The organism is Providencia sp. PROV209 (assembly GCF_028479485.1).
GTDB lineage: Bacteria > Pseudomonadota > Gammaproteobacteria > Enterobacterales > Enterobacteriaceae > Providencia > Providencia alcalifaciens.
This window is the reverse complement of the sequence record NZ_JAMPNR010000024.1, coordinates 62,359-88,034: the sequence shown is the minus strand read 5'-3', so window position 1 is coordinate 88,034 and position 25,676 is coordinate 62,359. Positions and strand designations below refer to the sequence as shown.

At 42.7% G+C, this 25,676-nt stretch carries 25 protein-coding genes; 18 read left to right on the top strand and 7 right to left on the bottom strand.

The window, feature by feature from the left end:
- Window positions 1-167 precede the first annotated feature (167 nt).
- Together PR795_RS16840 and mdtD are read left to right on the top strand one after the other, a co-directional pair.
- Window positions 168-860 carry a FadR/GntR family transcriptional regulator gene (locus PR795_RS16840; RefSeq protein WP_006663275.1) on the top strand — a complete coding sequence of 231 codons (693 nt, stop codon included), beginning with the start codon at window positions 168-170 and terminating at the stop codon, window positions 858-860.
- A gap of 44 nt (window positions 861-904) precedes the next feature.
- Window positions 905-2,311 carry a multidrug transporter subunit MdtD gene (gene mdtD, locus PR795_RS16835; RefSeq protein ID WP_006660667.1) on the top strand — a complete coding sequence of 469 codons (1,407 nt, stop codon included), beginning with the start codon at window positions 905-907 and terminating at the stop codon, window positions 2,309-2,311.
- On the opposite strand, the gene rbsR is transcribed toward mdtD, so the two are convergent.
- The 6 genes from rbsR to rbsD form a co-directional block, all read right to left on the bottom strand.
- On the bottom strand, window positions 2,308-3,309 hold the full coding sequence (gene rbsR / locus PR795_RS16830; protein ID WP_006663274.1) for a ribose operon transcriptional repressor RbsR: 1,002 nt from the start codon (window positions 3,307-3,309) through the stop codon (window positions 2,308-2,310). The genes mdtD and rbsR overlap by 4 nt on opposite strands.
- A 9-nt stretch (window positions 3,310-3,318) precedes the next feature.
- Complete coding sequence (gene rbsK / locus PR795_RS16825; RefSeq protein WP_036962448.1) at window positions 3,319-4,242, bottom strand: ribokinase; 924 nt, start codon at window positions 4,240-4,242, stop codon at window positions 3,319-3,321.
- A 103-nt stretch (window positions 4,243-4,345) separates the two neighbouring features.
- Complete coding sequence (rbsB, locus tag PR795_RS16820) at window positions 4,346-5,236, bottom strand: ribose ABC transporter substrate-binding protein RbsB (protein WP_006660664.1); 891 nt, start codon at window positions 5,234-5,236, stop codon at window positions 4,346-4,348.
- Window positions 5,237-5,275: 39 nt separating this feature from the next.
- On the bottom strand, window positions 5,276-6,238 hold the full coding sequence (rbsC, locus tag PR795_RS16815) for a ribose ABC transporter permease (RefSeq protein ID WP_006660663.1): 963 nt from the start codon (window positions 6,236-6,238) through the stop codon (window positions 5,276-5,278).
- The gene (gene rbsA / locus PR795_RS16810; RefSeq protein WP_272516961.1) at window positions 6,235-7,749 is read right to left on the bottom strand and encodes a ribose ABC transporter ATP-binding protein RbsA; all 1,515 of its coding nucleotides are present in this window, start codon (window positions 7,747-7,749) and stop codon (window positions 6,235-6,237) included. Before rbsA ends, rbsC begins: the two co-directional genes overlap by 4 nt.
- Window positions 7,750-7,756: 7 nt before the next feature.
- Window positions 7,757-8,176, bottom strand: coding sequence for a D-ribose pyranase (rbsD, locus tag PR795_RS16805; protein ID WP_006663271.1), 420 nt, complete (start codon window positions 8,174-8,176; stop codon window positions 7,757-7,759).
- 391 nt (window positions 8,177-8,567) lie between these two features.
- Here rbsD and ravA point away from each other — a divergent pair, with 391 nt between their 5' ends.
- Window positions 8,568-10,085: an ATPase RavA gene (gene ravA, locus PR795_RS16800; RefSeq protein WP_006660660.1), complete on the top strand. Its 1,518-nt coding sequence runs from the start codon at window positions 8,568-8,570 to the stop codon at window positions 10,083-10,085.
- A gap of 2 nt (window positions 10,086-10,087) precedes the next feature.
- Complete coding sequence (gene viaA / locus PR795_RS16795; RefSeq protein WP_006663269.1) at window positions 10,088-11,545, top strand: ATPase RavA stimulator ViaA; 1,458 nt, start codon at window positions 10,088-10,090, stop codon at window positions 11,543-11,545.
- On the opposite strand, the gene asnA is transcribed toward viaA, so the two are convergent.
- Entirely contained in the window at window positions 11,546-12,538 is a 993-nt protein-coding gene (asnA, locus tag PR795_RS16790) for an aspartate--ammonia ligase (RefSeq protein ID WP_006663268.1), read from the bottom strand.
- 161 nt (window positions 12,539-12,699) lie between these two features.
- On the opposite strand from asnA, the gene asnC reads away from it, so the two are divergent.
- The 14 genes from asnC to glmU all read left to right on the top strand — a co-directional run bounded on the left by asnC (window position 12,700) and on the right by glmU (window position 25,601).
- Complete coding sequence (gene asnC, locus PR795_RS16785) at window positions 12,700-13,161, top strand: transcriptional regulator AsnC (protein ID WP_272516960.1); 462 nt, start codon at window positions 12,700-12,702, stop codon at window positions 13,159-13,161.
- A 92-nt stretch (window positions 13,162-13,253) separates the two neighbouring features.
- The gene (mioC, locus tag PR795_RS16780; protein ID WP_006663267.1) at window positions 13,254-13,700 is read left to right on the top strand and encodes an FMN-binding protein MioC; all 447 of its coding nucleotides are present in this window, start codon (window positions 13,254-13,256) and stop codon (window positions 13,698-13,700) included.
- 376 nt (window positions 13,701-14,076) lie between these two features.
- Complete coding sequence (mnmG, locus tag PR795_RS16775) at window positions 14,077-15,966, top strand: tRNA uridine-5-carboxymethylaminomethyl(34) synthesis enzyme MnmG (RefSeq protein WP_272516959.1); 1,890 nt, start codon at window positions 14,077-14,079, stop codon at window positions 15,964-15,966.
- 1 nt (window position 15,967) lies between these two features.
- A complete protein-coding gene (gene rsmG / locus PR795_RS16770; RefSeq protein WP_006660654.1) occupies window positions 15,968-16,591 on the top strand; it encodes a 16S rRNA (guanine(527)-N(7))-methyltransferase RsmG in 624 nt (207 codons plus the stop codon).
- Window positions 16,592-17,180: 589 nt separating this feature from the next.
- Window positions 17,181-17,555, top strand: a complete 375-nt coding sequence (gene atpI / locus PR795_RS16765) for a F0F1 ATP synthase subunit I (RefSeq protein WP_006660653.1) — start codon at window positions 17,181-17,183, stop codon at window positions 17,553-17,555.
- A gap of 33 nt (window positions 17,556-17,588) precedes the next feature.
- Window positions 17,589-18,407 carry a F0F1 ATP synthase subunit A gene (gene atpB / locus PR795_RS16760; RefSeq protein ID WP_006660652.1) on the top strand — a complete coding sequence of 273 codons (819 nt, stop codon included), beginning with the start codon at window positions 17,589-17,591 and terminating at the stop codon, window positions 18,405-18,407.
- Window positions 18,408-18,453: 46 nt separating this feature from the next.
- Window positions 18,454-18,693: a F0F1 ATP synthase subunit C gene (atpE, locus tag PR795_RS16755; protein ID WP_004246596.1), complete on the top strand. Its 240-nt coding sequence runs from the start codon at window positions 18,454-18,456 to the stop codon at window positions 18,691-18,693.
- Between the two features lie 58 nt (window positions 18,694-18,751).
- A complete protein-coding gene (atpF, locus tag PR795_RS16750) occupies window positions 18,752-19,222 on the top strand; it encodes a F0F1 ATP synthase subunit B (RefSeq protein WP_006660651.1) in 471 nt (156 codons plus the stop codon).
- Between the two features lie 12 nt (window positions 19,223-19,234).
- Window positions 19,235-19,768 carry a F0F1 ATP synthase subunit delta gene (atpH, locus tag PR795_RS16745; RefSeq protein ID WP_006660650.1) on the top strand — a complete coding sequence of 178 codons (534 nt, stop codon included), beginning with the start codon at window positions 19,235-19,237 and terminating at the stop codon, window positions 19,766-19,768.
- A 14-nt stretch (window positions 19,769-19,782) separates the two neighbouring features.
- Window positions 19,783-21,324 carry a F0F1 ATP synthase subunit alpha gene (gene atpA, locus PR795_RS16740; RefSeq protein WP_006660649.1) on the top strand — a complete coding sequence of 514 codons (1,542 nt, stop codon included), beginning with the start codon at window positions 19,783-19,785 and terminating at the stop codon, window positions 21,322-21,324.
- A 55-nt stretch (window positions 21,325-21,379) separates the two neighbouring features.
- Entirely contained in the window at window positions 21,380-22,243 is an 864-nt protein-coding gene (atpG, locus tag PR795_RS16735; RefSeq protein ID WP_006660648.1) for a F0F1 ATP synthase subunit gamma, read from the top strand.
- Window positions 22,244-22,277: 34 nt separating this feature from the next.
- Window positions 22,278-23,660 carry a F0F1 ATP synthase subunit beta gene (atpD, locus tag PR795_RS16730; protein WP_006660647.1) on the top strand — a complete coding sequence of 461 codons (1,383 nt, stop codon included), beginning with the start codon at window positions 22,278-22,280 and terminating at the stop codon, window positions 23,658-23,660.
- A gap of 21 nt (window positions 23,661-23,681) precedes the next feature.
- A complete protein-coding gene (locus PR795_RS16725; protein ID WP_006660646.1) occupies window positions 23,682-24,107 on the top strand; it encodes a F0F1 ATP synthase subunit epsilon in 426 nt (141 codons plus the stop codon).
- A gap of 123 nt (window positions 24,108-24,230) precedes the next feature.
- Window positions 24,231-25,601, top strand: a complete 1,371-nt coding sequence (gene glmU, locus PR795_RS16720; RefSeq protein ID WP_272516958.1) for a bifunctional UDP-N-acetylglucosamine diphosphorylase/glucosamine-1-phosphate N-acetyltransferase GlmU — start codon at window positions 24,231-24,233, stop codon at window positions 25,599-25,601.
- The last annotated feature ends 75 nt before the right edge of the window (window positions 25,602-25,676 follow it).

Here is a 25,676-nt window from a genome sequence, read left to right as displayed (position 1 = left end):
TCGCAGAAATCCCGCAAGTGTTTTTTTACATATTTATTTCGTTCGCGTTTTTTTTAGCCAAATATGACTTAATACCGTAAATTACTACTGTTTTTTGACTATTTCAGCAGCAATAATTGATTTACTCACGTAACATATCAGTGATTAGTATCTGCATGGGATAAATCATGGAATTGAGTAAACAACAAAATGCCTCACAAAAAAACCTCTCTTTTATTATTGCTCGGAGTCTTGGGCAGCTCATTTTAAAAGAATCCTATTTATCTGATACTATTCTTCCCAGCGAATTAGAGTTATCAAAACAGTTTAATGCCAGCCGAACAGCCATCAGAGAAGCCATTAAAATATTAGCCGCGAAAGGTATGGTTTTAGCACGCCCCCGAATTGGTACTCGAGTGATGCCCGCTTCTAATTGGAACTTCCTCGATCAAGACTTGCTAAATTGGTGGATTAACAGTGAAGAAAAATCCGTGGTGATTAAACACTTTCAAGTTGTTCGTCTCGCCATTGAACCCCAAGCTTGTTATCTCGCAGCACTAAACGCCACAGAAGAACAAAAACAGACCCTGCAATTACTGTCTAATGAGATGACTCTCCTCGATAAGGAGTTTGATAGGTCTCATTGGATAAAAGTCGATTTTCGTTTTCATCTAACTATCTATCGTGCGTGCTGTAATCCATTTTTAATTTCGTTCGCCAATCTCTTTAGATCGGTATATCAACTTTACTTTGATGCAATAACGGAAAATGATGCAATAGAAGTAGAACTTCACCAACAACTTGCCGATGCTATTATTAATGGTAAGAGTCGTGAAGCTTGCGATCTCTGCTATACCTTATTAACGACAATGCAAAAATAAGCTAATAGAACGAATTCGCTCACCAAATTATCAATAGGTAACGGATGTTTAAGACTGCTAAAAATATGTCGGGTTTGCCGTGGATTGCCGCGATGGCTTTCTTTATGCAAGCGTTGGATGCCACTATATTGAATACGGCACTACCTGATATTGCCAAAAGTTTGCATCATTCCCCATTAGCGATGCAATCTGCCGTTGTGAGCTATACCTTAACCGTGGCGTTACTAATCCCAGTGAGTGGTTGGTTCGCAGACAGATTTGGCACTCGACGTATCTTTATTATTGCCGTCTCTCTCTTTTCTCTAGGTTCACTACTCTGTGCGCTTTCTCCTTCACTCACAGTGTTAGTGGCTTCACGAGTGATTCAAGGAATTGGCGGTGCGATGATGATGCCTGTAGCAAGACTCGCATTGATCCGTGCTTACCCCCGTAGTGAACTCTTGCCAATTTTAAACTTTGTGACTATTCCTGGATTAGTCGGTCCTATATTAGGACCTTTGTTAGGCGGGATTCTTGTCACCTATGCCACATGGCATTGGATATTTATTATTAATATCCCTATTGGTGTACTCGGTATTATTTATGCATTAAAGCATATGCCTGATTTTAAAATGCCGAAACGTAAGTTTGATACCCTCGGGTTTATCCTATTCGGGTTTGGCTTGGTCATGCTCTCAGTCAGTCTGGATCTGTTTGGCGATAAATCATTATCTAGCTATATACCTTTAGCGATAGTTCTGGGCGGTTTTCTTTGCCTTCTTCTTTATATACTTCACGCAAGGCGCATTAAGCATGCGATTATTCCGCTCAACTTATTTAAGACGAGAACCTTTTCCATTGGTATTAGCGGTAACATCGCCACTCGATTAGGTACTGGAAGTATTCCATTCTTAATGCCATTGATGCTGCAAGTAGGATTTGGTTATGAAGCCGTTGTGGCAGGAATGATGATGGCTCCGCTGGCGATTGGGTCAATTACAGCTAAATCTGCAGTCACCAGAATCTTAACTCGATTTGGGTATCGAAATACGCTGTTTACTGTCACGGTAATTATCGGGTTGATGATTTCACAATTTTCACTGCAAAGCCCCGATATGTCGATTTACTTGCTCATTATCCCACTGTTTATTTTAGGAATGGTGATGTCCACACAGTTCACTGCCATGAATACCATTTGCTTAGCGGACTTAACAGATAATAACGCTAGCGCCGGCAACAGTATGTTAGCCGTGACTCAGCAACTGTCTATTAGTTTTGGGATCGCGGTGAGTGCTACCATTTTGAGCTTTTTTGATAATCAGCCAAATAGCAATGTTGTGGATAACTTCCATTACACATTTATTACGATCGGAGCTATCACGTTACTTTCTGCCTTTGTGTTTCTATTACTCAGTAAAACCGATGGTGATAATTTAATTAAAGACAAAAAATCCGAGAAAACGCAGAATTAGCGTTTCCTCACTGATTGACGTTCCACTAGTTTTGGCGTTAAGACTAAAACAGATGGTTCAGCATCTGGATTATCCATTCGATAAATAAGTTGGTTAACCGCTTGCTGACCAAGTTCATCTTTCGGCTGATGAACCGTGGTGAGTGGCGGGATCATATAAGAAGAGAGTGCAATATCGTCATAACCAATAATGGAAATGTCGTCAGGCACTTTCATGCCTTTTTGGTAAATCGCTTGGTAAGCACCGACCGCCATCGCATCATTCCCCGCAAAAATAGCATCTGGGGGATTCGGTAGTGCCAAGAGTTTATTCATCGAGTCAAATCCACCCGAAAACTCAAAATCACTGAAGATAATGTATTCATCGTAGATATTCAGCGATGCTGCTTTCATGGCATGAAGGAAGCCTTGATAACGCGCCTGCGCTGGGGATTTATCTTGAGGACCGGCAATACAAGCGATTCGCGTAAAACCAGCATCAATTAAATAACGTGTTGCAATTTCACCACCAAGGAACGAGTTATCTTGGATAATATCGCCAGCAGATTCAAATGGAGACCAGTCCATCATCACTGTTGGAACCGATGGATAACGGGAAAAAACAGTTTTGGATGGTCCCTGCACTTCAGTACACATAATAAGTAGCCCATCAACGCGCTTTTGCAGCAAAGTTTCTAAGCTATGATCCATGCGTTTCAGATCCCCTTCCGTGTTGCATAGGATCAAACTGTAACCCAGTTCGTAGCAACTACGCTCGACTCCACGCACCACCTCAGCATAAAAAGGGTTATTACTCGCAGTGAGTAACATACCGATTGTATTTGTGCGATTCATTTTCAAACTTCTCGCTAAGGCTGAAGGTGCATAATTGAGTTGTTCAATTGCACTTTTTACCCGTGAGGTCACACTTTCACTGACATAGCGATTTTGGTTGATAACATGGGAGACGGTGGATGTTGATACGCCCGCAAGGCGAGCAACATCTTTCATAGTTGCCACAAATTAATCCTATTGAAGAAGAAACTGGTCAATTTCATTACGCCATGGAACAGAAGGTTGTGCCCCCGGGCGCGTAACTGCAATAGCCGCAGCTGCGTGAGCAAAGATGATAGCATCTTCATCGGATTGGCCTTCAAGTAGCGCAGTTACATACGCCCCATTGAATGTATCACCTGCTGCAATGGTGTCTACTGCTTTCACTTTAAAGCCCGGTATTATTTTACCTTGCTTACCTGATTCGCTATACCAAACGCCTCTAGCACCCAATGTAATCATCACTTTATGAATACCTTTTTGATGAAGCGCTAGTGCTGCTTTTTGCGCACCATCGTCATCATTAACAGCAATCCCCGTTAAATGCTCAGCTTCAGTTTCATTTGGTGTAATAACATCCACCAGCGACAACAGCGAATCAGGCAACGCTTGTGCAGGCGCAGGGTTTAAGATCACTTTAGTTTGATGTTGGCGAGCAATTTCAGCTGCCATTTGTACCGTTTCAATCGGAGATTCTAGTTGCATTAATAAGGCATCTGCATCAATGATTTTTTGTTGATAAGCCGCTAATCGTTCAGTAGAAAGGTGTCCGTTTGCCCCCGCATTAATCCCAATGATGTTTTCACCTTGACCATTAACATAAATCAGAGCGACCCCTGTTGTTTCACCTGCAACAGAGTCAATGCAGTCAATCTTGATGGTATCTTTTTGTAACTGTTTTTTGATGCTAATGCCAACATCATCATCACCAACACAAGCAATAAATGTTATATCAGCACCACTACGTCCTGCCGCCACAGCTTGGTTAGCCCCTTTGCCGCCGAAGGCAACTTGGTAGCGATCGCCTCTTACAGTTTCACCTGGCTGGGGAAACTGTTGCACATTCAGAATGTGGTCAACGTTGATACTGCCTAAAACAACCAGTTTAGCTGCTGCCATAACATTTATTTCCTTTTGCTACGCAATTAAATAAACCGCCGCTATAGTTCACGGCGGTTCTTCAATCTTCTTGTTTTATCAAGGATTGTTACTTTATATGGAATTATTGTTTTACCACGAGTTCTAATTCAACGGGAACTGTTGCTTCTACTTTTTCGCCTTTTAATACTTTATCTGCGATCTGTACCCCAACAATACCAATTTGATCTGGGCGCTGAGCAATTGTCGCACCTAATTTTCCGCCTTGGACTGCCTTAATACCGTCATTTGTGCCATCAAATCCAACCACTAGCACATCATCACGACCCGCAGTTTGCAGCGCTCTTAATGCACCGAGTGCCATTTCATCATTTTGCGCAAAAACAGCCTGAACAGCAGGATGTGCTGTCAGTAAGTTTTGCATAACGTTCAAGCCTTTAGTTCTGTCGAAATCCGCAGGCTGGCTCGCTAATACGTTGAATTTATGCTCTTTCGCACCCGCATTGAAACCTTCACCACGCTCACGAGCCGCAGAAGTTCCAGAAATACCTTCTAATTGGATCACTTTAGCGTCATTACCCGTTTTCTTGGCGATAAAGTCTGCCGCCATTTTTCCGCCCATGCGGTTATCGGAAGCAACATGGCTCACCACTTCACCTTTATTAGCTGCACGGTCTAAGGTGATAACAGGAATTTTTGCTTTGTTTGCCATCAGAATTGAGTTGCCCACCGCATCAGAATCAGTTGGGTTGATCAGCATTAATTTGGTGCCGCGCACCGTTAAATCTTGTACGTTCGCTAACTCTTTCGCTGGGTTATCTTGAGAATCCAAAACAATCAGTTCATAACCCAGTTTGTCCGCTTCTTTTTGTGCTGCATCTTTCATGGTCACAAAGAATGGGTTGTTCAGGGTTGAAATAACCAGCGCGATGCTCTCTTTTGCCATCGCATTCACACTGACGGTTGCTGTTAGTGCAAATGCGGTAAATAAAGTCGCTAATTTATTCAGTTTCATAAGAAAATTCCTGTCGTTATCGGGTAGGGGTCATAATTACTATTTTTTGTTATCAACGAGCACTGCTAATAAAATCACAACGGCTTTAACAATCATTTGGTAATTTGAAGAAATACCTAATAAGTTCAATCCGTTATTTAGGAAACCGAGAATCAAGGCACCAATCAGCGTACCAACTATACGCCCCTTACCACCAGCAAGACTTGTACCACCGAGGACAACCGCGGCAATCGCATCTAATTCATAGCCATTACCTGCCATTGGCTGAGCTGATGATAAACGTGCAACTTCGATGACACTCGCCAGAGCAGCTAATAAGCCACATAAGGCGTAAACGATAATTTTAATTTTATCGACATTAATCCCCGACAAGCGGGTTGCTGATTCATTTCCACCTAACGCATAGATATAACGACCTAAGCGAGTGTGGTGCAGCATGTACCACGCTGCAGCAAAGACGATAACCATTAACCATACAGGGGTAGGAATACCTAATGGGCGACCAATACCAAACCAACCGAACAAGTCAGCGTTATCACTAAATCCAGTATTAATTGGGCTACCATCAGTATAAACACGGGTCACACCGCGCAGTAATAACATCATCACTAATGTTGCAATAAATGCCTGTACTTTACCTTTGGCAACAATCACACCTGTACATGCCCCAATTGCTGCTCCGAGCGCTAAAGCGCCTGCCACTGCAACAAATGCATTAACATCAGCACCGACCATAGATGCCGCAACAGCACCGGTTAGCGCCAGTAGTGAGCCGACTGATAAATCAATACCTGAAGTCAGAATAACCAATGTCATTCCCACAGCCATGATAGCGTTCACAGAAGTCTGTTGAAGGATGTTAAACAAGTTGTTTACTGTAAAAAAGTTGGGGCTTAAGGTTGAAACAATCGCAATTAAAACTAATAGGGCGATTAAGGATTTTTGCTCCATTAGCCATGCTTTGCTGAAGTAGCGTTTTGATGGTGCGGTTGTTGAACTCATGCTGTTAACTCCTGAACTGAGCCGTAATTTTTACCGACTGCGGCCGCCATTAAGGCTTCCTGCGTTGCTTCTTTGGCGGAGAATTCGCCGCTGATATGCCCTTCATGCATAACCAAAATGCGATCGCTCATCCCAATGACTTCAGGCATTTCTGAAGAAACGAGGATGATACTCAGCCCTTCTTTTTTGAATTGGTTAATTAATTGGTAGATCTCTTTTTTTGCCCCAACATCAACACCGCGGGTTGGTTCATCAAGAATCAGAACTTTTGGACGGGTCATTAATCCACGGGCAATTGCCACTTTTTGCTGGTTACCACCAGATAAATTGCCAATTATCTGATCCATGGATGGGGTTTTAATATTAAATAAGCGGATAAAATCCCCTACGGTCATTTGCTCTTCACCATGCTTTAATGTACCGCCAAAGTGGCTGAAGTAACCTAATGCAGTTAAGGACATATTTTCTTTTACTGACATCCCCAGTACTAAACCATCGCGCTTACGGTCTTCGGAAATATAAACGATGCCGTTATTCAAACCATCTTGCGGGGTTTTTAAGGTAACGTTTTTACCTTCTAGCTGGATATTGCCGGATTTTTTCGGTGCTGCGCCGTAGATGATTTTCATCAACTCTGTACGTCCTGCGCCCATCAAACCTGAAACACCTAAAATTTCACCGCTTCTTAGTGTGAAACTAGCATTGGTTACACCGGGACCAGAAATATTTTCAACTTGAAGACGAATATCACCAACAGGCACATCGACTCGCGGATATTGGTCTTCCAGCTTACGTCCGACCATCATCTCAATCAGTTTTTCTTCTTCTAATTCACTGACGGGCTTTTCACCAATAAACTGGCCGTCACGAAAAACGGTCACATCGTCGCAAATTTCGAAAATTTCTTTTAAACGGTGAGAGATATACACAATCCCGCAGCCTTGGGATTTTAAATCTTCAATCACGCGAAAGAGTGAGGCGGTTTCGGTATCAGTCAGTGCATCTGTCGGCTCATCCATAATGATGACTTGAGATTGGAAACTGAGAACTTTAGCAATTTCGACCATTTGCTGTTCACCAATGGATAATTCAGCAATGGTTTGGTGACTATCGTAATTAAGATTGAGTCGCTGGAGGAGTTTATCTGACTCACTAAACATTTTGTTCCAGTCAATTTTGCCAAACTTGTTTACAAACTCGCGACCTAAAAAGATATTTTCAGCAATGGTTAATTCTGGAATTAAGTTTAGCTCTTGGTGAATGATCCCGATCCCCGCTTCTTGGGAACTCTTTGGACCATTAAATGCCACGTCTTTACCAAGGTAACGGATCGCTCCCGCATCTTTATTGTAAATCCCCGTGAGCACTTTCATCATGGTGGATTTACCGGCACCATTTTCTCCCACTAGCGCCATCACTCTACCTGGGTAGACTTTTAGAGCGGCTCCAGAGAGTGCTTTTACTCCGGGGAAAGCTTTATCAATGCCGATTAGTTCTAATAAAGGTTGCATAGTCACCTCAGAAAGTCACACCGGAACAAAGAATGATATTTGCGTAGGGTGAACATTCCCCTGTTCTGATCACGGCTTTACTATCATGAGTTCGTTGTTTGAAATGCTCATGGCTGCAATAAATGACTTCAATGTGATTTCCCTGTGCTGCTTCTAATTCACGAAGATGGGCTAAAATAGCTTTTTCCATTTGTGGATTTATTTTGCTGATTTCTTGGGCAAGTATTGCTTTTTCTACTTGCATTTCTTGGGTAACGACCCGCAAAACAGACATGAAATCCGGTAGTCCTTGTGTCACTGCTAAATCAATACGTTCTGTGCCAGTAGGAATTGGCAAGCCAGCATCGCCAAGCGTGATATGGTCGGTATGACCCAATTTCGCAATCACGGCAGCAATATTAGCGTTAAGCAGCATACCTTTTTTCATTCTTTACCACCGTTTTTAGTCTGTTTTTTCTACTATGGGGTTTCGATACATCGCAAGCGAAACGTTTCGCTCATACAATAATAGTAAAGAACAGTCACAACTCAATATTCTTATCTTGGTTTTGTGATCACTATCGAAACGTTTCGTTTGCCTATTTTTACGCATAAAAAGCTAACTTATTGAATAAGTTATCGCTGAATCGTTCCTGCTCAGTAAATATTCAATTCGCCAACACACGGATATTAGGTGTGCTTTATGCCAAATAATATCAAAGAAAAATCACGAAACTGATTGCACAATGAATAAAAGGACGGATAACCTAGCAATAGCTTGGTCAATAACCATCTCCCTCTAACCCTTAGACGAGTTATTTAGAGAAAAGGAACCCCTTATGCAATTAGCTGAACGGATAGCCCAATTGAGCAACTACCTTGAAGGTGGCTTGTATGAACGTCAGCAAGCTATTCGTTTGTGTTTACTCGCGACTCTCAGCGGAGAAAGCGTATTTTTATTGGGACCACCGGGAATAGCGAAAAGCTTAATTGCCCGTCGTATGAAATATGCATTTCGCCAAGCTAATGCCTTCGAATATTTAATGACTCGCTTTTCTACTCCTGAAGAGATATTTGGACCACTATCCATTCAAGCCTTAAAAGATGAAGGTCGCTATGAACGGTTAACCAAAGGGTATCTACCGGATGCGGAAGTTGTCTTTCTGGATGAGATCTGGAAAGCGGGTCCAGCGATTTTAAATACCTTATTGACCGCCATTAATGAGCGTAAATTCCGTAATGGGGACGTAGAAAAAAATATCCCGATGCGCTTATTAGTGACGGCATCTAATGAACTGCCGGATGCTGATAATAGCCTTGAAGCACTTTTTGATAGGATGTTACTGCGAATTTGGCTGGATAAAGTTCAAGAAAAACAAAACTTCCGTGCTTTATTAACGGGCAAATATCCACAAGAAGAGAATTTGGTTCCTGATCACCTAAAAATCAGTGAAGAAGAGTACCGAGAATGGCAAAAAGAAATTCCCAAAATTTCGCTGCCCGATCATTGTTTTGAACTGATTTATCAGTTACGCCAACAGATTGATGCAACAGAAAAGAATTTATATGTCTCTGATAGACGCTGGAAGAAGGCCGTTTATTTATTACAGGCAAGTGCTTTCTTTAACGGTCGGGATTCAGTTTCACCTTTGGATATTGTGCTGCTCAAAGATTGTTTATGGCACGATATGCAGTCTATGAATTTACTGCCTCAGTTGATCAAATCTCTCGTTCAAGAAGATGGCTGGCAACAACGTAAATTTACGCGAGAAATTGAGCAAGTTTACCAACAATGGATGTCATCCACGCAAGATCAAAATAATCAAGATGCGTTTAAGGTTTTAAAAAATAATGCGATGTTTGCACGCAAAGCCTCTTATGTATTACCTGAAAATATCAGCGAAGGACGTATGACCCTCTTTTTACATCGCCCATTGCAGCTGCATAATATGAAAGTGACATTTATCACGACTGAGAAAAAGGCGTTGGTGAATTTCTTAAATAAAGGGACTACATTATCTGCCCATCTTAATGGTATTGGTTTCGCCCAAGAACTGGCAGCTGAAGTGAATAATTTAAACCAAATCCAGCTATTAGATGTCAGCCATCAAGCATCAACCTTATATTTGCAAAATAAAAACGTCGCTGCGACACCCGCCACAAATAATAAAGAGTGGTTAGATAAACTGGATACCATTCAAAATGAGATTCAAGGGGCAAAATATCAATTTGAAAAACAACAACCCAATCTATTTATCGAAGCACATTGGCTGGCAGGTGTCGAAGAGAGTTTCATGAAGCTTACCGATAAATTAACACAGCTCCGTCAGCAAATACTGGGCAAAGTGGCTAACTAATTATGATGAGCCTAGCGTCGTTAGAGTTACTGCTTTCCGTGAATGAAAGCCAGCTCATTGAGGAGATTATTATTTCTCTTCTTGCTACCCCACAGCTGGCCGTTTTTTTTGAAAAGCACCCGCGATTAAAAAAAGCGCTCTTAAAAGATCTCTCCAGTTGGAAAAAAGATCTTAAGCAAAAACTACAAGATGCTTTAGTTCCACAGCAATTATCTGAAGAATTTGGGCTATACCAAAAATCATTAGGGATACCCACGGATACTTTTTTCTCTCAATTACCCAGTGTCATCGCCAGATTAGAGCAGCTGGATTCACCGTTTTACCGTGAAGCATTACAACTGCAAAAAGGGAAAATAGAAAATCGGAGTGCACGGCAATCTTTGATTGTTCAACGCTGGCGCATCAGTTTAATTTTACAAGTAACAACTTTACATAAAGAGCTCCTAGAACAAGAAAAAGAGCAATTGTTGGCGGAACTACAACGACGCTTAGCTCTCAGTGGTAACCTTGAGGATATTTTAGGTGAAAATGAACGCTCTTCAGGACGTTTATGGGATCTTAGTAAAGGGTTTAGTAACCCTGCTTCTTATAATGACCAGTTGATTGCCCGCTACAGTGATTTTTTACGTCAGCAACCTGAACTGGAGAAAATAGCCCAGCTGTTAGGACGCAGCCAATCTGCAAAATCTCTTCTGGATGATAACGTCATCCTTGAACCGATGACGGTAATGGAAAAAGTCCCAGAAACAGTGCCTGAACAAGTGAATGGTTTAAACCAAAGTGATGATATTTTGCGGTTATTACCCGCTGAACTCGCAATGTTAGGGCTAGAAGATATCGAATTTGAATTTTACCGAAAGCTACTAGAGAAACAGCTCATTACCTATCGATTGCAAGGGGAAAGTTGGCAGGAACGCAAGGTTTTGCGCCCAGTAACCCATCATCAGCATGAAGAACAGCCTCGGGGACCGTTTGTTGTTTGTATCGATACTTCAGGCTCCATGGGAGGCATTAACGAGCGCTGTGCAAAAGCTTTTTGTCTGGCTTTAATGAAAATTGCGCTGGCGGATAATCGAGCCTGCCATGTCATGCTGTTTTCCACTGAAATAGTCCATTATGATCTTCTCTCGGCAGATGGTTTAGAACAGTGTATGCGCTTCTTACACCAAACATTTCGTGGAGGTACTGACTTAGCGGCATGTTTACGCGAAACAACCGTAAAATTAGAATCAAAACAGTGGAGTGATGCGGATGCGGTTGTGATTTCGGATTTTGTGGCTCAACGTTTACCTGATGAGCTGATCCAAAAAATAAAATCCCTTCAAAAAGTTGGTAAATACCGCTTCCATGCGGTATCTGTCTCAAATTATGGGAAGCCCGGTATCATGAAGATATTTGATCATATCTGGCGTTTTGATACAGGGCTAAAAAACCGATTACTGCGCCGTTTTAATCGATAATTACAGCATATCTTCAACGGTTTCAGTCATTTCAGGTGACCAAACACCACACTGAACTTGACCAATATGTTTGCGTTGTAGCAGCAACATCACTAAACGAGATTGACCAATACCACCCCCGATAGATTGTGGCATTTCACCTTTCACTAATGCTTGATGCCATTCCAGCTCCATACGTTTTTCATCACCAGTTAATGCCAGCTGGCGAGTTAAGCACTCTGGGCTTACGCGGATCCCCATTGAAGAGATTTCAAACGCATCTTGTAGTACAGGGTTCCAGACAATGATGTCACCGTTTAAGCCTTTAAAACCATCTTCGTTTTCTGTGGTCCAATCATCGTAGTCTGGAGCACGAACATCATGGGATTCGCCGCTAGACAGTTTTCCACCTATACCGATTAAAAATACTGCCCCAAATTCTTTAGCAATTGCACGCTCGCGACCTTTCGCGTCTAAGTCTGGGTAACGTTTTAGCAGCTCTTCACTGTGGATAAAGTGAATTTGGTCTGGCAGGAACGGTGCCAAACCAAATTCTTTACTTACGGCAGCTTCTGTTTCTTTTATTGCCTTATAGATTTTACCCACTGTCTGCTTCAGATAAGGAAGTGTACGCTCCTCATCTGCCATCACTTTTTCCCAATCCCACTGGTCAACATAGACGGAGTGGATTGGGGTTAAGCGATCCTCGTCCGGACGTAACGCTTTCATATGTGTATACAGACCTTGACCTTCGCTGAAACCAAAACGACCTAAGGTTTTGCGTTTCCATTTAGCCAAAGAGTGCACCACTTCAAACGTTGCACCAGGAATGGATTTCACTTTTACCTGAACGGCTTTTTCACAGCCTGATAAGTTATCTTGAGTACCATCGCCTAAGCGGCTCAGGATAGGACCTTGAACTTCAATGAGACCAAGCTCTTTTTCAAGTAAACGTGAGAAATAAGATTTAACAAAACTGATTTGTTGCTGATGTTCGATGAATGACTTGTCCATAATATTACCCATAATTTGTTTGCTGTAATTAGCCGATGTGTAGATTAAGCAACAAAATGAGGTATAAATTCAACATCCATCATTAAAAAAAGCCTTTACTGTTTATTTTGATTAAAAAAATGGGTATAAAAATGAATAATCATCAAAATGGAGACTAAATAATGCCTGAAAATTATCAAATCGATAATCTCGATCGTGACATACTTCACGAATTAATGGTCAATGCGCGTACACCTTATGCTGAATTAGCCAAAAAATTCTCAGTAAGCCCAGGGACCATTCATGTGCGAGTGGAAAAAATGAAGCAAGCGGGGATCATAAAAGGCACACGTATTGATATCAGTGCAAAACAACTCGGCTTTGATGTCTGCTGTTTTATCGGGATCATTTTAAAAAGTGCTAAAGACTACCATACAGCCCTTAAAAAATTGGATGCTTTAGAAGAAGTGGTTGAGGTTTACTACACAACAGGTCAATACAGTATCTTTATTAAAGTCATGTGCCGATCGATAGATTCTCTACAAGACGTACTTATCAACAAAATCCAGACCATAGATGAAATACAGTCCACAGAAACGCTGATCTCCTTACAAAACCCGATCATGCGTACGATCAACCCTTAGAAAAAAAAATGATATAACCACATTATCCACAGGTAGATCCCAGCTCATTCACAGCGTACAATAGCGCCCTGTTAATGTGAAAGAGAATAACCATGAGCGCAACAAAAGTAACCTTAATTAGCGGTAGTACCATGGGCAGTGCCGAATATGTCTCAGAGCATATGGCAGAGATTTTAGAAGAACTCGGCTATGAAACGGATATACAGCACGGTCCTGAATTAGATGACTTACCGCTTGAAGGGTTATGGCTGGTGGTTAGCTCTACACATGGCGCAGGGGATCTTCCCGAAAATATTCAACCTCTTGCTGAAGCTATCCAGTCTCAATCACCTGATCTCAGTAAGATCAAGTATGGTGCCGTAGGTATTGGTAGCTCGGAATACGATACCTTTTGTGGTGCGATCCACACGCTAGATACTTTATTACAAGAAAATGGCGCGAAAAGGATCGGTGATTGCTTTGAAATTGATGTTCAGCAACACGAAATCCCTGAAGATCCAGCAGGAGAATGGGTTAAAATTTGGGCAAACGAACTCTAATTTGTTCAAATTAGCAGCAATCAACTGTGGATAACTACGGTAAGATCATGGTATTAACCGGTAGTTATCCAGATTATAAGTTTTAGGTCGTTCAAGACCTGTGCATAAGTCCCTATTTAGATCCCAGCTTATACGCAATAGGATCACGGATCATTCACAGTATATGATCCTTTACACTTTGATGATCTTTAAAGTGAAAAATCACTTATCCACAGAAATGGTCGATCCTAATAAAAGATCTAATAAAGAGATCTTTAAATAAAAAAGATCTTTATATTATATAGGCGGGAGGTCAGGGCTTGGTCTCCCCAACAAACTTGAGTAGAATTCACTCCTCGAATGCAGAATCCGCATTTTCTAACGTTAAGGTTCACACATGTTTTATCCAGAGCAATTTGACGTCATCGTAATTGGTGGTGGTCATGCCGGTACTGAGGCAGCAATGGCAGCTGCACGTATGGGGCGTCAAACCCTATTACTGACTCACAATATTGATACATTGGGCCAGATGTCTTGCAACCCAGCCATCGGTGGGATCGGTAAGGGACATCTGGTAAGAGAAATTGATGCCCTTGGTGGTTTAATGGCAACCGCAACAGATAAAGCGGGTATTCAATTTAGAACGCTCAATGCAAGCAAAGGTCCTGCTGTTCGTGCAACTCGAGCACAAGCAGACCGCGTGCTATATCGCCAAGCGGTTAGAACGGCATTAGAAAATCAACCAAACTTGATGATCTTCCAACAACCTGTTGAAGATCTGATTGTTGAAAACACCCGAGTAACCGGAGCTGTTACTCGCATGGGCTTAAAATTTAAAGCCAAAGCTGTGGTATTAACTGTGGGTACTTTCCTTGATGGAAAAATTCACATTGGTTTAGAAAATTACAGTGGTGGTCGTGCAGGAGATCCTCCAGCCATTACGTTATCTCAACGCTTAAGAGAATTACCATTACGTGTAAATCGCTTAAAAACCGGGACTCCACCACGTATTGATGCAAGAACGATCGATTTCAGTCAACTGGCACAACAGCTAGGTGACGACCCAATGCCTGTATTCTCATTTTTAGGTTCACAAGAGCAGCATCCACAGCAAGTGCCTTGTTACATCACCTATACCAATGAACAAACCCATGATGTGATCCGTAATAACTTAGATCGCAGCCCTATGTATGCAGGGATCATCGAAGGGATAGGTCCTCGTTACTGCCCTTCAATTGAAGACAAAGTGATGCGCTTTGCAGATAAAAACGCTCACCAGATCTTTTTAGAACCAGAAGGTTTAACAAGTAACGAAATTTACCCTAATGGGATCTCCACCAGCCTGCCATTTGATGTACAAATGCAAATTGTCCATTCTATGAAAGGGATGGAAAATGCAAGGATCGTTCGACCTGGCTACGCTATTGAGTACGATTTCTTTGACCCACGAGATCTGAAACAAACGCTGGAAAGCAAATTTATTGAAGGCTTGTTCTTTGCTGGTCAAATTAACGGAACCACAGGTTATGAAGAAGCCGCAGCACAAGGCTTATTAGCGGGTCTGAATGCTGCACAACACGCGTTTGGCTTAGATGGTTGGTTCCCACGTCGTGACCAAGCCTATGTGGGCGTACTGGTTGACGATCTGTGCACATTAGGAACCAAAGAACCGTACCGCATGTTCACTTCGCGTGCGGAATATCGTTTGATGTTACGTGAAGATAATGCGGACTTACGTTTAACTGAAAAAGGTCGTGAATTAGGCTTAGTTGACGATGTTCGTTGGGAACACTTCAACCGAAAAGTCGAATTGATCGAAAAAGAACGTCAACGCTTAAAAGACATTTGGGTTCACCCTAAATCAGATAACCATGAAGAAATTGACCAAATTTTGACCGTGCCATTATCCAAAGAAGCGAATGGTGAAGATTTACTACGCCGTCCTGAAATGACGTATCAAATGCTGACTTCGTTGAATTTGTTTGCTCCAGGCGTTGAAGATCCTCAAGCCGCAGATCAAGTTGAAATTCAAGTGAAATATGAAGGCTATATTGCACGTCAACAAGAAGAGATCGAGCGTCAATTACGTAATGAAAACACGTTGCTTCCTGTGGATTTAGATTACAAACAAGTCAAAGGTCTCTCGAACGAAGTTATGGCGAAGCTGAATGACCACAAACCAACTTCTATCGGTCAGGCTTCACGTATTTCAGGGATCACACCAGCAGCAATTTCGATTCTGCTTGTTTGGCTGAAGAAGCAAGGCATGCTACGTCGGAGTGCATAATATGGATTTACTCAGCAAACTGACAAAGCTATTGGCAAAAGCCGATATCCAACTGACGGATAAGCAAAAACAGCAATTAGTTGATTATGTTGGCTTACTGCATAAATGGAACAAAGCCTACAATTTGACGTCGGTACGTGAGCCTGAACAAATGTTAGTTCGCCACATCATGGACAGCATCGTGGTGAACGGACATCTCAAGGGTAACAAATTTATCGACGTAGGAACCGGTCCAGGGCTTCCTGGCGTTCCTTTGGCCATTGTCCGTCCAGATGCTCACTTTGTATTGCTTGATAGCTTAGGGAAGCGTGTACGCTTTCTTAAGCAGGTTCAACATGAACTCGGTCTGACGAATATTGAACCTGTGCAATTTAGAGTGGAAGAGTATCCTGCCAATGAGGGATTTGATGGGGTTATCAGCCGAGCTTTTGCTTCACTTAATGACATGTTGAGCTGGTGTCATCATCTTCCCGCGAAAGAAGGGCGCTTTTATGCCTTAAAAGGCGTGGTTCGTGATGAAGAGTTAGCGCAGCTCCCTGAGGGTTTTGAAATTGAGTCAATCACAGAGCTAAAAATTCCTGAATTGGATGAGCAACGGCACTTGGTTAAGCTATTAAAAAAATAACTTAATTGTGAGCAAAATTATTTTATCTTTTAGAGCGGTAGCCGTACATTTACAATGTTACGGCTATTTTTATATTTAATTAAAATAAAATTATTTTAAATTCACTTATTATTTACATGGTATTAACCAATATATATCAAAAATAATCACGTTAAGGGTAATAATATTCCCAATCTAATATTTTTACTAAATCGTTTTAGCATTAATAATGAAATATTCAAATTATCATTTGCTATTTTTTGTGTAAAAAATAACAAGTTTAATTATTTGATTTATGGCTTAAAAATAGGTTCCTAACCAGATAAAGAGTGTGGTTATTAATCAAGAGATTACTATTTGTTGTGATCTTAATCACATAAAGTTATTTTTAGGCGACTAATCGTTAATAAATTATTAATCTCACCTGTCTTAATTCTGCGCTATCTCGAAAAAATTAAATATTTATTCACCTTTTCGCTACTTACTGATTGAATTCATTTCGCCTGCCCGTATAATTTGCACGTTTTTGTCTCTTGACACATTTAAGCAAAGGCAGTTTTATACAACCCTTAGCGTTTCTTAGGCTGAGAGAGCTGGGAGTACACAAGTTATGTTTGTTTCCCTTTATGGCAGTAATGCGACTAAGCAACTGTCTATTCAGTTAATAACTTTTGTAATCCTCAGTGGGGCTTTCTGTGCAAATAGTATAGAATGGGGGGCCTCTGCTCTTGCTGGTGGGTTAGCATGCTGGTTACCAAATATCGTATTTATGCTGCTATCACGCTTTCAAAAAGCAAAAGAAGAGGATGAACCTATCCGCATAGCCTGGTTCTTTGCATTAGGAGCAGGGTTAAAGGTTGTTACAACAATTACTGTCTTAGTTGTTGCTTTTGGTGTGTTTAAAGCGTCACTAACACCACTGGGTTTGACCTATTTAGCGGTGCTGATTGTTCAGATTGTTGCACCAGCCGTTGTAAAACGGTAAGTATTTTTAAACTACAAAAGGGTAAGAGGCATCATGTCTGCATCAGGAGAAGTGATGACTACAAATGAGTACATAGGTCACCATCTGAGAAACCTTCAGCTGGATCTACGTACCTTTGAGTTGGTCGATCCCCACGCTAGTCCAACGTTTTGGGCGTTAAACATTGACTCGCTTTTTTTCTCAGTAGTTCTCGGGGCTTTATTCCTGTGGCTATTTAGAAAAGTTGCAGCCAATGCGACTAGTGGCGTACCCGGTAAGTTACAGACTGCAATAGAACTGATCATTGGTTTCGTTGATAACTCAGTCCGTGATATGTATCACGGGAAGAGCAAAGTTATTGCCCCTCTGGCATTAACAGTGTTCGTCTGGGTATTTTTAATGAACCTTCTGGATCTACTTCCAATTGATTTCATCCCATACATCGGTGAGCACTATTTAGGTTTACCTGCTCTGCGTATTGTTCCAACCGCAGATGTAAGTATCACGATGTCGATGGCAATTGGTGTGTTTATCCTAATAATCTTTTACAGCATCAAGATGAAAGGAATTGGCGGATTCACGAAAGAGCTCACTATGCAGCCTTTCAACCATCCGGTATTTATCCCTGTAAACTTGATTCTTGAAGGGGTTAGCCTGCTGTCAAAACCTGTATCACTCGGTCTGCGACTGTTTGGTAACATGTATGCAGGTGAATTGATCTTTATTCTTATCGCGGCTCTGCTTCCGTGGTGGTCACAGTGGTTGTTAAGCCTGCCTTGGGCTATCTTCCACATACTGATTATTACGCTACAAGCCTTTATTTTTATGGTTCTGACTGTTGTCTATCTGTCGATGGCATCTGAAGAGCACTAATTTTATTATCAATAATTGTATTAACTGAAACAAACTGGAGACTGTCATGGAAAACCTGAGTATGGATCTGCTGTACATGGCTGCCGCTATTATGATGGGTTTAGCGGCGATCGGTGCTGCGATCGGTATCGGCATCCTAGGTGGTAAATTTTTAGAAGGCGCTGCTCGTCAGCCAGATTTAATTCCTCTGCTGCGTACACAGTTCTTTATCGTAATGGGTCTGGTCGATGCTATTCCGATGATTGCTGTTGGTCTGGGCTTATATGTAATGTTCGCTGTTGCCTAATTAACGTTACGGCACATATTAAGAACATTAACTAACTAATAAATAAGAGGTATTGTCTGTGAATCTAAATGCAACAATCCTCGGCCAGGCTATCGCGTTTGTCCTGTTTGTTTTGTTCTGTATGAAGTATGTATGGCCACCAATTATGGCGGCCATAGAAAAACGTCAAAAAGAAATTGCTGACGGTTTATCTTCCGCAGAACGTGCTAAAAAGAACCTGGAACTGGCGCAAACCGACGCAACCGACCGACTGAAAAAAGCGAAAGCTGAAGCTCAAGTCATCATCGAGCAAGCGAATAAACAACGCACTCAAATGATTGATGAAGCTAAAGCGGAAGCAGAAGCAGAACGTGCAAAAATCGTAGCACAAGCGCAAGCTGAAATTGATGCTGAGCGTAAACGTGCACGTGAAGAGTTACGTAAACAGGTTGCGATGCTTGCTATCGCAGGTGCCGAGAAGATCATCGAACGTTCCGTGGATGAAGCTGCTAACAGCGACATCGTTGATAAACTAGTCGCTGAACTGTAAGGAGGGAGGGGCATGTCTGAAATCGCTACTGTAGCTCGCCCCTACGCCAAAGCAGCTTTTGACTTTGCTGTGGAAAACCAAGCTGTTGCTAAATGGCAGGAAATGCTGGCCTTCACCTCTGAGGTGACGCGCAATGCACAGGTTGGTGAGCTGCTTTCTGGTTCTATTGCACCAGAAACATTAGCTAAAACGTTTATCTCTGTTTGTGGAGATGAAATTGACGAGCATGTTCAAAATCTGATTCGTGTTATGGCGGAAAACGGTCGTTTAACAACGATGCCAGAAGTATTAGCTCAATTTATTCAATTGCGCGATACGCTGGAATCAACTGTTGAAGTTGATGTTCTTTCTGCGAACGAACTGAGTGAACAGCAGTCAGCTAAAATTTCTGCAGCGATGGAAAAACGTCTGTCACGCAAAGTTAAGCTGAATTGCAAAATTGATAAGTCTGTTATTGCTGGAGTGATCATTCGTGCTGGAGACCTCGTCATTGACGGAAGTGTCCGCGGTCGCTTAGAGCGTTTAACTGACGTCTTGCAGTCTTAAGGGGACTGGAGCATATGCAACTGAATTCCACCGAAATCAGCGAACTGATCAAACAGCGTATTGCTCAGTTCGATGTTGTGAGTGAAGCTCACAATGAAGGTACGATTGTTTCCGTTAACGACGGTATCATTCGTATTCACGGTTTAGCCGAAGTCATGCAGGGTGAAATGATCGCACTGCCTGGCAACCGTTACGCAATCGCACTGAACTTAGAGCGTGACTCTGTTGGTGCTGTTGTGATGGGTCCTTATGCTGATTTAGCAGAAGGCATGAAAGTTAAATGTACTGGTCGTATTCTTGAAGTTCCAGTAGGCCGTGGCCTGTTAGGACGTGTAGTGAATACTCTGGGCCAACCAATTGATGGTAAAGGTCCTGTTGAGCACGATGGCTTCTCTCCTGTAGAAGTTATTGCTCCGGGTGTTATCGACCGTCAATCAGTTGATCAACCAGTACAGACTGGTTATAAATCAGTCGATGCGATGATTCCAATCGGCCGTGGTCAGCGTGAGCTTGTCATCGGTGACCGTCAAACTGGTAAAACAGCTCTGGCGATCGATGCAATCATCAACCAACGTGATTCTGGCATCAAATGTGTTTACGTTGCTATCGGACAGAAAGCATCAACTATTTCTAACGTAGTACGTAAACTGGAAGAGCACGGCGCTCTGGAAAATACCATTGTTGTTGTTGCAACTGCATCTGAATCAGCTGCACTGCAATACTTAGCACCATACTCTGGCTGCGCGATGGGTGAATATTTCCGTGACCGCGGTGAAGATGCGCTGATCGTTTATGATGACCTGTCTAAACAGGCTGTCGCATACCGTCAAATTTCACTGTTACTGCGTCGTCCACCTGGACGTGAAGCATACCCTGGTGATGTTTTCTATCTGCACTCACGTTTACTTGAGCGTGCTGCTCGCGTTAACGCTGATTACGTAGAAGCATTCACGAAAGGTGAAGTGAAAGGTAAAACAGGTTCATTGACTGCTCTGCCAATCATTGAAACTCAAGCGGGTGACGTTTCTGCATTCGTACCAACAAACGTAATTTCTATTACAGATGGTCAGATCTTCCTGGAATCTAACCTGTTTAACTCTGGTATTCGTCCAGCGGTTAACCCAGGTATTTCAGTATCTCGTGTTGGTGGTGCTGCTCAGACTAAAATCATTAAGAAACTGTCTGGTGGTATCCGTACAGCACTGGCTCAATACCGTGAACTGGCAGCGTTTGCTCAGTTTGCTTCCGACCTCGATGACGCAACTCGTAAACAGTTGAGCCATGGTCAGAAAGTAACTGAACTGCTGAAACAGAAACAGTATGCACCAATGTCAGTAGCAGAGCAGGCACTGTCTCTGTTCGCTGCAGAGCGTGGATATCTGGACGATGTTGAGTTAGCAAAAATTGGTGCATTCGAAGCTGCATTAGTTTCATTTGCACAGCGCGAGCATGCTGACCTTATGAACGAAATTGGTCTGGCGGGCAAATATAACGATGATATCGAAGCTAAGTTGAATAAACTGCTCGAGTCATTCAAAGCCACCCAGTCCTGGTAATACTATTCGGCCCGTGAATTTTTATGGGCCGTCTGGTTAATAAGGAGAAGCAGAAATGGCCGGCGCAAAAGAGATACGTTCCAAGATTGGAAGCGTGCAAAACACGCAGAAAATCACTAAAGCGATGGAAATGGTCGCGGCGTCCAAAATGCGTAAAACGCAGGAACGCATGGCAGCCAGCCGTCCTTATGCAGAAACCATGCGCAGTGTGATTGGTCACCTTGCATTAGGTAATCTGGAATATAAACATCCATATCTCGAAGAGCGTGAAGTTAAGCGCGTCGGGTATTTGGTTGTTTCAACAGACCGTGGTCTGTGTGGTGGTTTGAACGTTAACCTGTTCAAAAAACTGCTGGCAGACATGAAAACGTGGTCTGAGAAAAACGTTCAGGTTGATTTGGCTTTAATCGGTTCTAAAGCGGTAGCATTCTTCGGTTCTGTAGGCGGCAATGTCGTTTCGCAAGTAACCGGAATGGGTGATAACCCAACCCTTTCTGACTTGATTGGCCCAGTTAACTCTATGCTACAAGCCTATGATGAAGGGCGTTTAGATAAACTGTATGTGGTGAACAACAAGTTCGTCAATACAATGTCTCAAGAGCCAACGATTCTTCAGTTACTGCCATTGCCTGCAAGCGATGACGAAACGCTGAAGAAGAAATCTTGGGATTATTTATATGAACCCGATCCTAAGGCGTTGCTGGATACCCTGCTGCGTCGTTATATCGAGTCGCAGGTTTATCAGGGCGTCGTTGAAAACCTAGCTAGTGAGCAGGCCGCTCGAATGGTAGCGATGAAAGCCGCTACAGATAACGGTGGAAACCTGATCAAAGAGTTGCAGTTGGTTTACAACAAAGCTCGTCAGGCTAGCATTACTCAGGAACTGACCGAGATCGTTTCTGGTGCTGCCGCGGTTTAACAGCTAGGTTTACGAATTACGTAGAGGATTCAAGATGGCTACTGGAAAGATTATCCAGGTAATCGGCGCCGTTGTGGACGTCGAGTTCCCTCAAGATAACGTACCAAAAGTGTACGATGCTCTTGAGGTTATTAACGGTAAAGAAAAACTGGTGTTGGAAGTTCAACAACAGTTAGGTGGTGGTGTTGTCCGTTGTATCGCAATGGGTACATCAGATGGTCTGAGCCGTGGTTTAGAAGTTGTAAACTTAGAGCACCCAATCGAAGTACCAGTCGGTAAAGCAACTCTGGGACGTATCATGAACGTTCTGGGTGAACCAATCGACATGAAAGGTGATATCGGGGAAGAAGAGCGCTGGTCTATTCACCGTGCTGCACCAAGCTACGAAGAATTAGCTAACTCAACTGAACTGCTGGAAACCGGTATCAAAGTAATGGACTTAATCTGTCCATTCGCGAAAGGTGGTAAAGTAGGTCTGTTCGGTGGTGCGGGTGTTGGTAAAACCGTAAACATGATGGAACTGATCCGTAACATCGCGATTGAGCACTCAGGTTACTCAGTGTTCGCTGGTGTTGGTGAGCGTACCCGTGAAGGTAACGACTTCTATCATGAAATGACAGACTCAAACGTTCTGGATAAAGTATCACTGGTTTATGGCCAGATGAACGAGCCACCAGGAAACCGTCTGCGTGTTGCGCTGACTGGTCTGACTATGGCTGAAAAATTCCGTGACGAAGGTCGTGACGTACTGCTGTTCGTTGACAACATTTATCGTTATACACTGGCAGGTACTGAAGTATCAGCACTGTTAGGTCGTATGCCATCAGCGGTAGGTTACCAACCAACGCTGGCGGAAGAGATGGGTGTTCTTCAAGAACGTATTACCTCAACTCAAACTGGTTCTATCACTTCCGTTCAAGCGGTTTACGTTCCTGCGGATGACTTGACTGACCCATCACCAGCAACAACCTTTGCTCACTTAGATGCAACGGTAGTTCTGAGCCGTCAAATCGCGTCTCTGGGTATCTACCCTGCGGTTGACCCTCTGGATTCTACTAGCCGTCAATTAGACCCACTGGTCGTTGGTCAAGAGCACTATGATGTTGCGCGTGGCGTTCAGTCTATTCTGCAACGTTACCAAGAACTGAAAGACATCATTGCAATCCTAGGTATGGACGAACTGTCTGAAGAAGACAAACTGGTTGTTGCTCGTGCTCGTAAGATCCAGCGCTTCCTGTCTCAACCATTCTTCGTTGCAGAAGTCTTTACTGGTTCACCAGGTAAGTTCGTTTCTCTGAAAGACACTATCCGTGGCTTCAGCGGCATCCTGAACGGTGATTACGACCACCTGCCAGAACAAGCGTTCTACATGGTTGGTACCATTGAAGAAGCTGTGGAAAAAGCGAAAAAGCTTTAATCCATCTGACGAGAGGTTGATATGGTAGCTGCAATGACATACTACCTGAAAGTAGTAAGCGCGGAAAAACAGATGTTTGAAGGCTTAGTACAAAAAATTCAGGTGACAGGTAGTGAAGGTGAGTTGGGGATTTATCCGCAGCATACCCCGCTGCTGACTGCCATAAAACCGGGCATGGTACGCATTACGAAGCAATTTGGTGAAGAAGAACTAATTTACCTCTCCGGCGGTATTTTAGAAGTTCAACCAACTGGCGTTATCGTACTCGCTGATACAGCGATCCGTGGTAAAGATTTAGACGAAGCTCGTGCAGTGGAAGCTAAACGCAAAGCGGAAGAACATGTCCGCAAAGCACACGGCGATGTTGATTATGCTCAGGCATCAGCAGAACTTGCAAAAGCAATAGCGAAACTTCGAGTTATCGAGTTAACTAAAAAGCTTATGTAATGATAGCAATATAGAAAAAGCCAGTTAGTTTGACTAACTGGCTTTTTTATTTGTGCGAAATATGTAGTAATTTATGCAGGAAATAGGTTTACTTTCACCCCAAAGTTGGAGTTTCAGGAAAATATGACTGTGCAAAGAAAAAGTGTCGTGATTTTAGCTGCCGGTAAAGGCACACGGATGTATTCAGACTTACCTAAAGTTCTGCATTTGCTGGCAGGTAAACCAATGGTTCAGCATGTGATTGATACTGCGAAATCAATCGGTGCGTCGGATATTCATCTGGTATACGGACATGGCGGTGATTTACTGAAAGAAAAACTGGGTGAACAAAACCTCAATTGGGTTCTACAAGCAGAACAATTGGGTACGGGTCATGCTATGCAGCAAGCTGCACCGCATTTCCAAGATGATGAAGACATTGTTATGCTGTATGGCGATGTACCGCTGATCGCTAAAGATACATTACAGCGACTCGTTGAAGCTAAGCCGGAAGGCGGTATTGGTTTACTCACTGTTATTCTCGATAACCCTGCGGGTTATGGCCGTATTATTCGTGAAAATGGTGAAGTGGTTGGTATCATTGAGCAAAAAGATGCCAACGAAGAGCAGCGTAAAATCCAAGAAATCAACACGGGTATTATGGTGGCAAGCGGGAAAGACTTTAAGCGCTGGTTAAGCCAACTGGACAATAATAATGCCCAAGGTGAGTATTACATTACCGATATTATTGCGCTTGCTCATAAAGAAGGTAACAAAATTGCGACTGTGCATCCGAGCCATCTTAGTGAAATGGAAGGGGTGAATAACCGTCTGCAATTAGCTGCATTAGAGCGCATCTACCAGAAAGAACAAGCTGAAAAATTACTGTTAGCGGGCGTGATGCTGATTGACCCTGCCCGTTTTGATATTCGCGGAACCTTAACTCATGGGCGTGATGTGGTGATCGACACCAACGTGATCATCGAAGGTAACGTAACACTGGGTAATAACGTTCAGATCCAAACTGGCTGTGTCCTTAAAAACTGTGTGATTGGCGATAACTCAATTATCAGCCCATACTCTGTGATTGAAAATTCTGAATTATCCACGGAATGTACCGTTGGTCCTTTCGCTCGCTTACGCCCAGGTGCTAAATTAGCGGCAAAATCCCATGTGGGTAACTTTGTTGAAATGAAAAATGCGTCTCTGGGCTTAGGCTCTAAAGCAGGGCATTTAAGTTACCTAGGTGACGCACAAATTGGTAGTAACGTGAATATCGGTGCGGGTACGATTACCTGTAACTATGATGGTGTGAATAAGTTTAAAACGGTTATTGGTGATGATGTGTTTGTTGGATCAGACACTCAGTTGGTTGCCCCAGTCAGTGTGGCTAATGGCGCAACCATTGGTGCTGGTACCACGGTCACTCGTGATATTAACGAAGGTGAGCTGGTGGTGAGCCGCGTGAAACAGACGCACATTAAAAACTGGCAGCGCCCAGTAAAGAAAAAATAAGTAAATAAAACATAAGTAAATATAGAGGAGAGATATTCAAGTCTCTCCTATGATTAGCTATGAACGAATTAGTTA

Bases quoted from the DNA above. Each gene is read 5' to 3' on its own strand.
- PR795_RS16840 (WP_006663275.1), top strand. From the start codon at position 168: ATGGAATTGAGTAAACAACAAAATGCCTCACAAAAAAACCTCTCTTTT.
- mdtD (WP_006660667.1), top strand. From the start codon at position 905: ATGTTTAAGACTGCTAAAAATATGTCGGGTTTGCCGTGGATTGCCGCG.
- rbsK (WP_036962448.1), bottom strand. From the start codon at position 4,242: ATGGCAGCAGCTAAACTGGTTGTTTTAGGCAGTATCAACGTTGACCAC.
- rbsB (WP_006660664.1), bottom strand. From the start codon at position 5,236: ATGAAACTGAATAAATTAGCGACTTTATTTACCGCATTTGCACTAACA.
- rbsC (WP_006660663.1), bottom strand. From the start codon at position 6,238: ATGAGTTCAACAACCGCACCATCAAAACGCTACTTCAGCAAAGCATGG.
- rbsA (WP_272516961.1), bottom strand. From the start codon at position 7,749: ATGCAACCTTTATTAGAACTAATCGGCATTGATAAAGCTTTCCCCGGA.
- rbsD (WP_006663271.1), bottom strand. From the start codon at position 8,176: ATGAAAAAAGGTATGCTGCTTAACGCTAATATTGCTGCCGTGATTGCG.
- ravA (WP_006660660.1), top strand. From the start codon at position 8,568: ATGCAATTAGCTGAACGGATAGCCCAATTGAGCAACTACCTTGAAGGT.
- viaA (WP_006663269.1), top strand. From the start codon at position 10,088: ATGATGAGCCTAGCGTCGTTAGAGTTACTGCTTTCCGTGAATGAAAGC.
- asnA (WP_006663268.1), bottom strand. From the start codon at position 12,538: ATGGACAAGTCATTCATCGAACATCAGCAACAAATCAGTTTTGTTAAA.
- asnC (WP_272516960.1), top strand. From the start codon at position 12,700: ATGCCTGAAAATTATCAAATCGATAATCTCGATCGTGACATACTTCAC.
- mioC (WP_006663267.1), top strand. From the start codon at position 13,254: ATGAGCGCAACAAAAGTAACCTTAATTAGCGGTAGTACCATGGGCAGT.
- mnmG (WP_272516959.1), top strand. From the start codon at position 14,077: ATGTTTTATCCAGAGCAATTTGACGTCATCGTAATTGGTGGTGGTCAT.
- rsmG (WP_006660654.1), top strand. From the start codon at position 15,968: ATGGATTTACTCAGCAAACTGACAAAGCTATTGGCAAAAGCCGATATC.
- atpI (WP_006660653.1), top strand. From the start codon at position 17,181: ATGTTTGTTTCCCTTTATGGCAGTAATGCGACTAAGCAACTGTCTATT.
- atpB (WP_006660652.1), top strand. From the start codon at position 17,589: ATGTCTGCATCAGGAGAAGTGATGACTACAAATGAGTACATAGGTCAC.
- atpE (WP_004246596.1), top strand. From the start codon at position 18,454: ATGGAAAACCTGAGTATGGATCTGCTGTACATGGCTGCCGCTATTATG.
- atpH (WP_006660650.1), top strand. From the start codon at position 19,235: ATGTCTGAAATCGCTACTGTAGCTCGCCCCTACGCCAAAGCAGCTTTT.
- atpA (WP_006660649.1), top strand. From the start codon at position 19,783: ATGCAACTGAATTCCACCGAAATCAGCGAACTGATCAAACAGCGTATT.
- atpG (WP_006660648.1), top strand. From the start codon at position 21,380: ATGGCCGGCGCAAAAGAGATACGTTCCAAGATTGGAAGCGTGCAAAAC.
- atpD (WP_006660647.1), top strand. From the start codon at position 22,278: ATGGCTACTGGAAAGATTATCCAGGTAATCGGCGCCGTTGTGGACGTC.
- PR795_RS16725 (WP_006660646.1), top strand. From the start codon at position 23,682: ATGGTAGCTGCAATGACATACTACCTGAAAGTAGTAAGCGCGGAAAAA.
- glmU (WP_272516958.1), top strand. From the start codon at position 24,231: ATGACTGTGCAAAGAAAAAGTGTCGTGATTTTAGCTGCCGGTAAAGGC.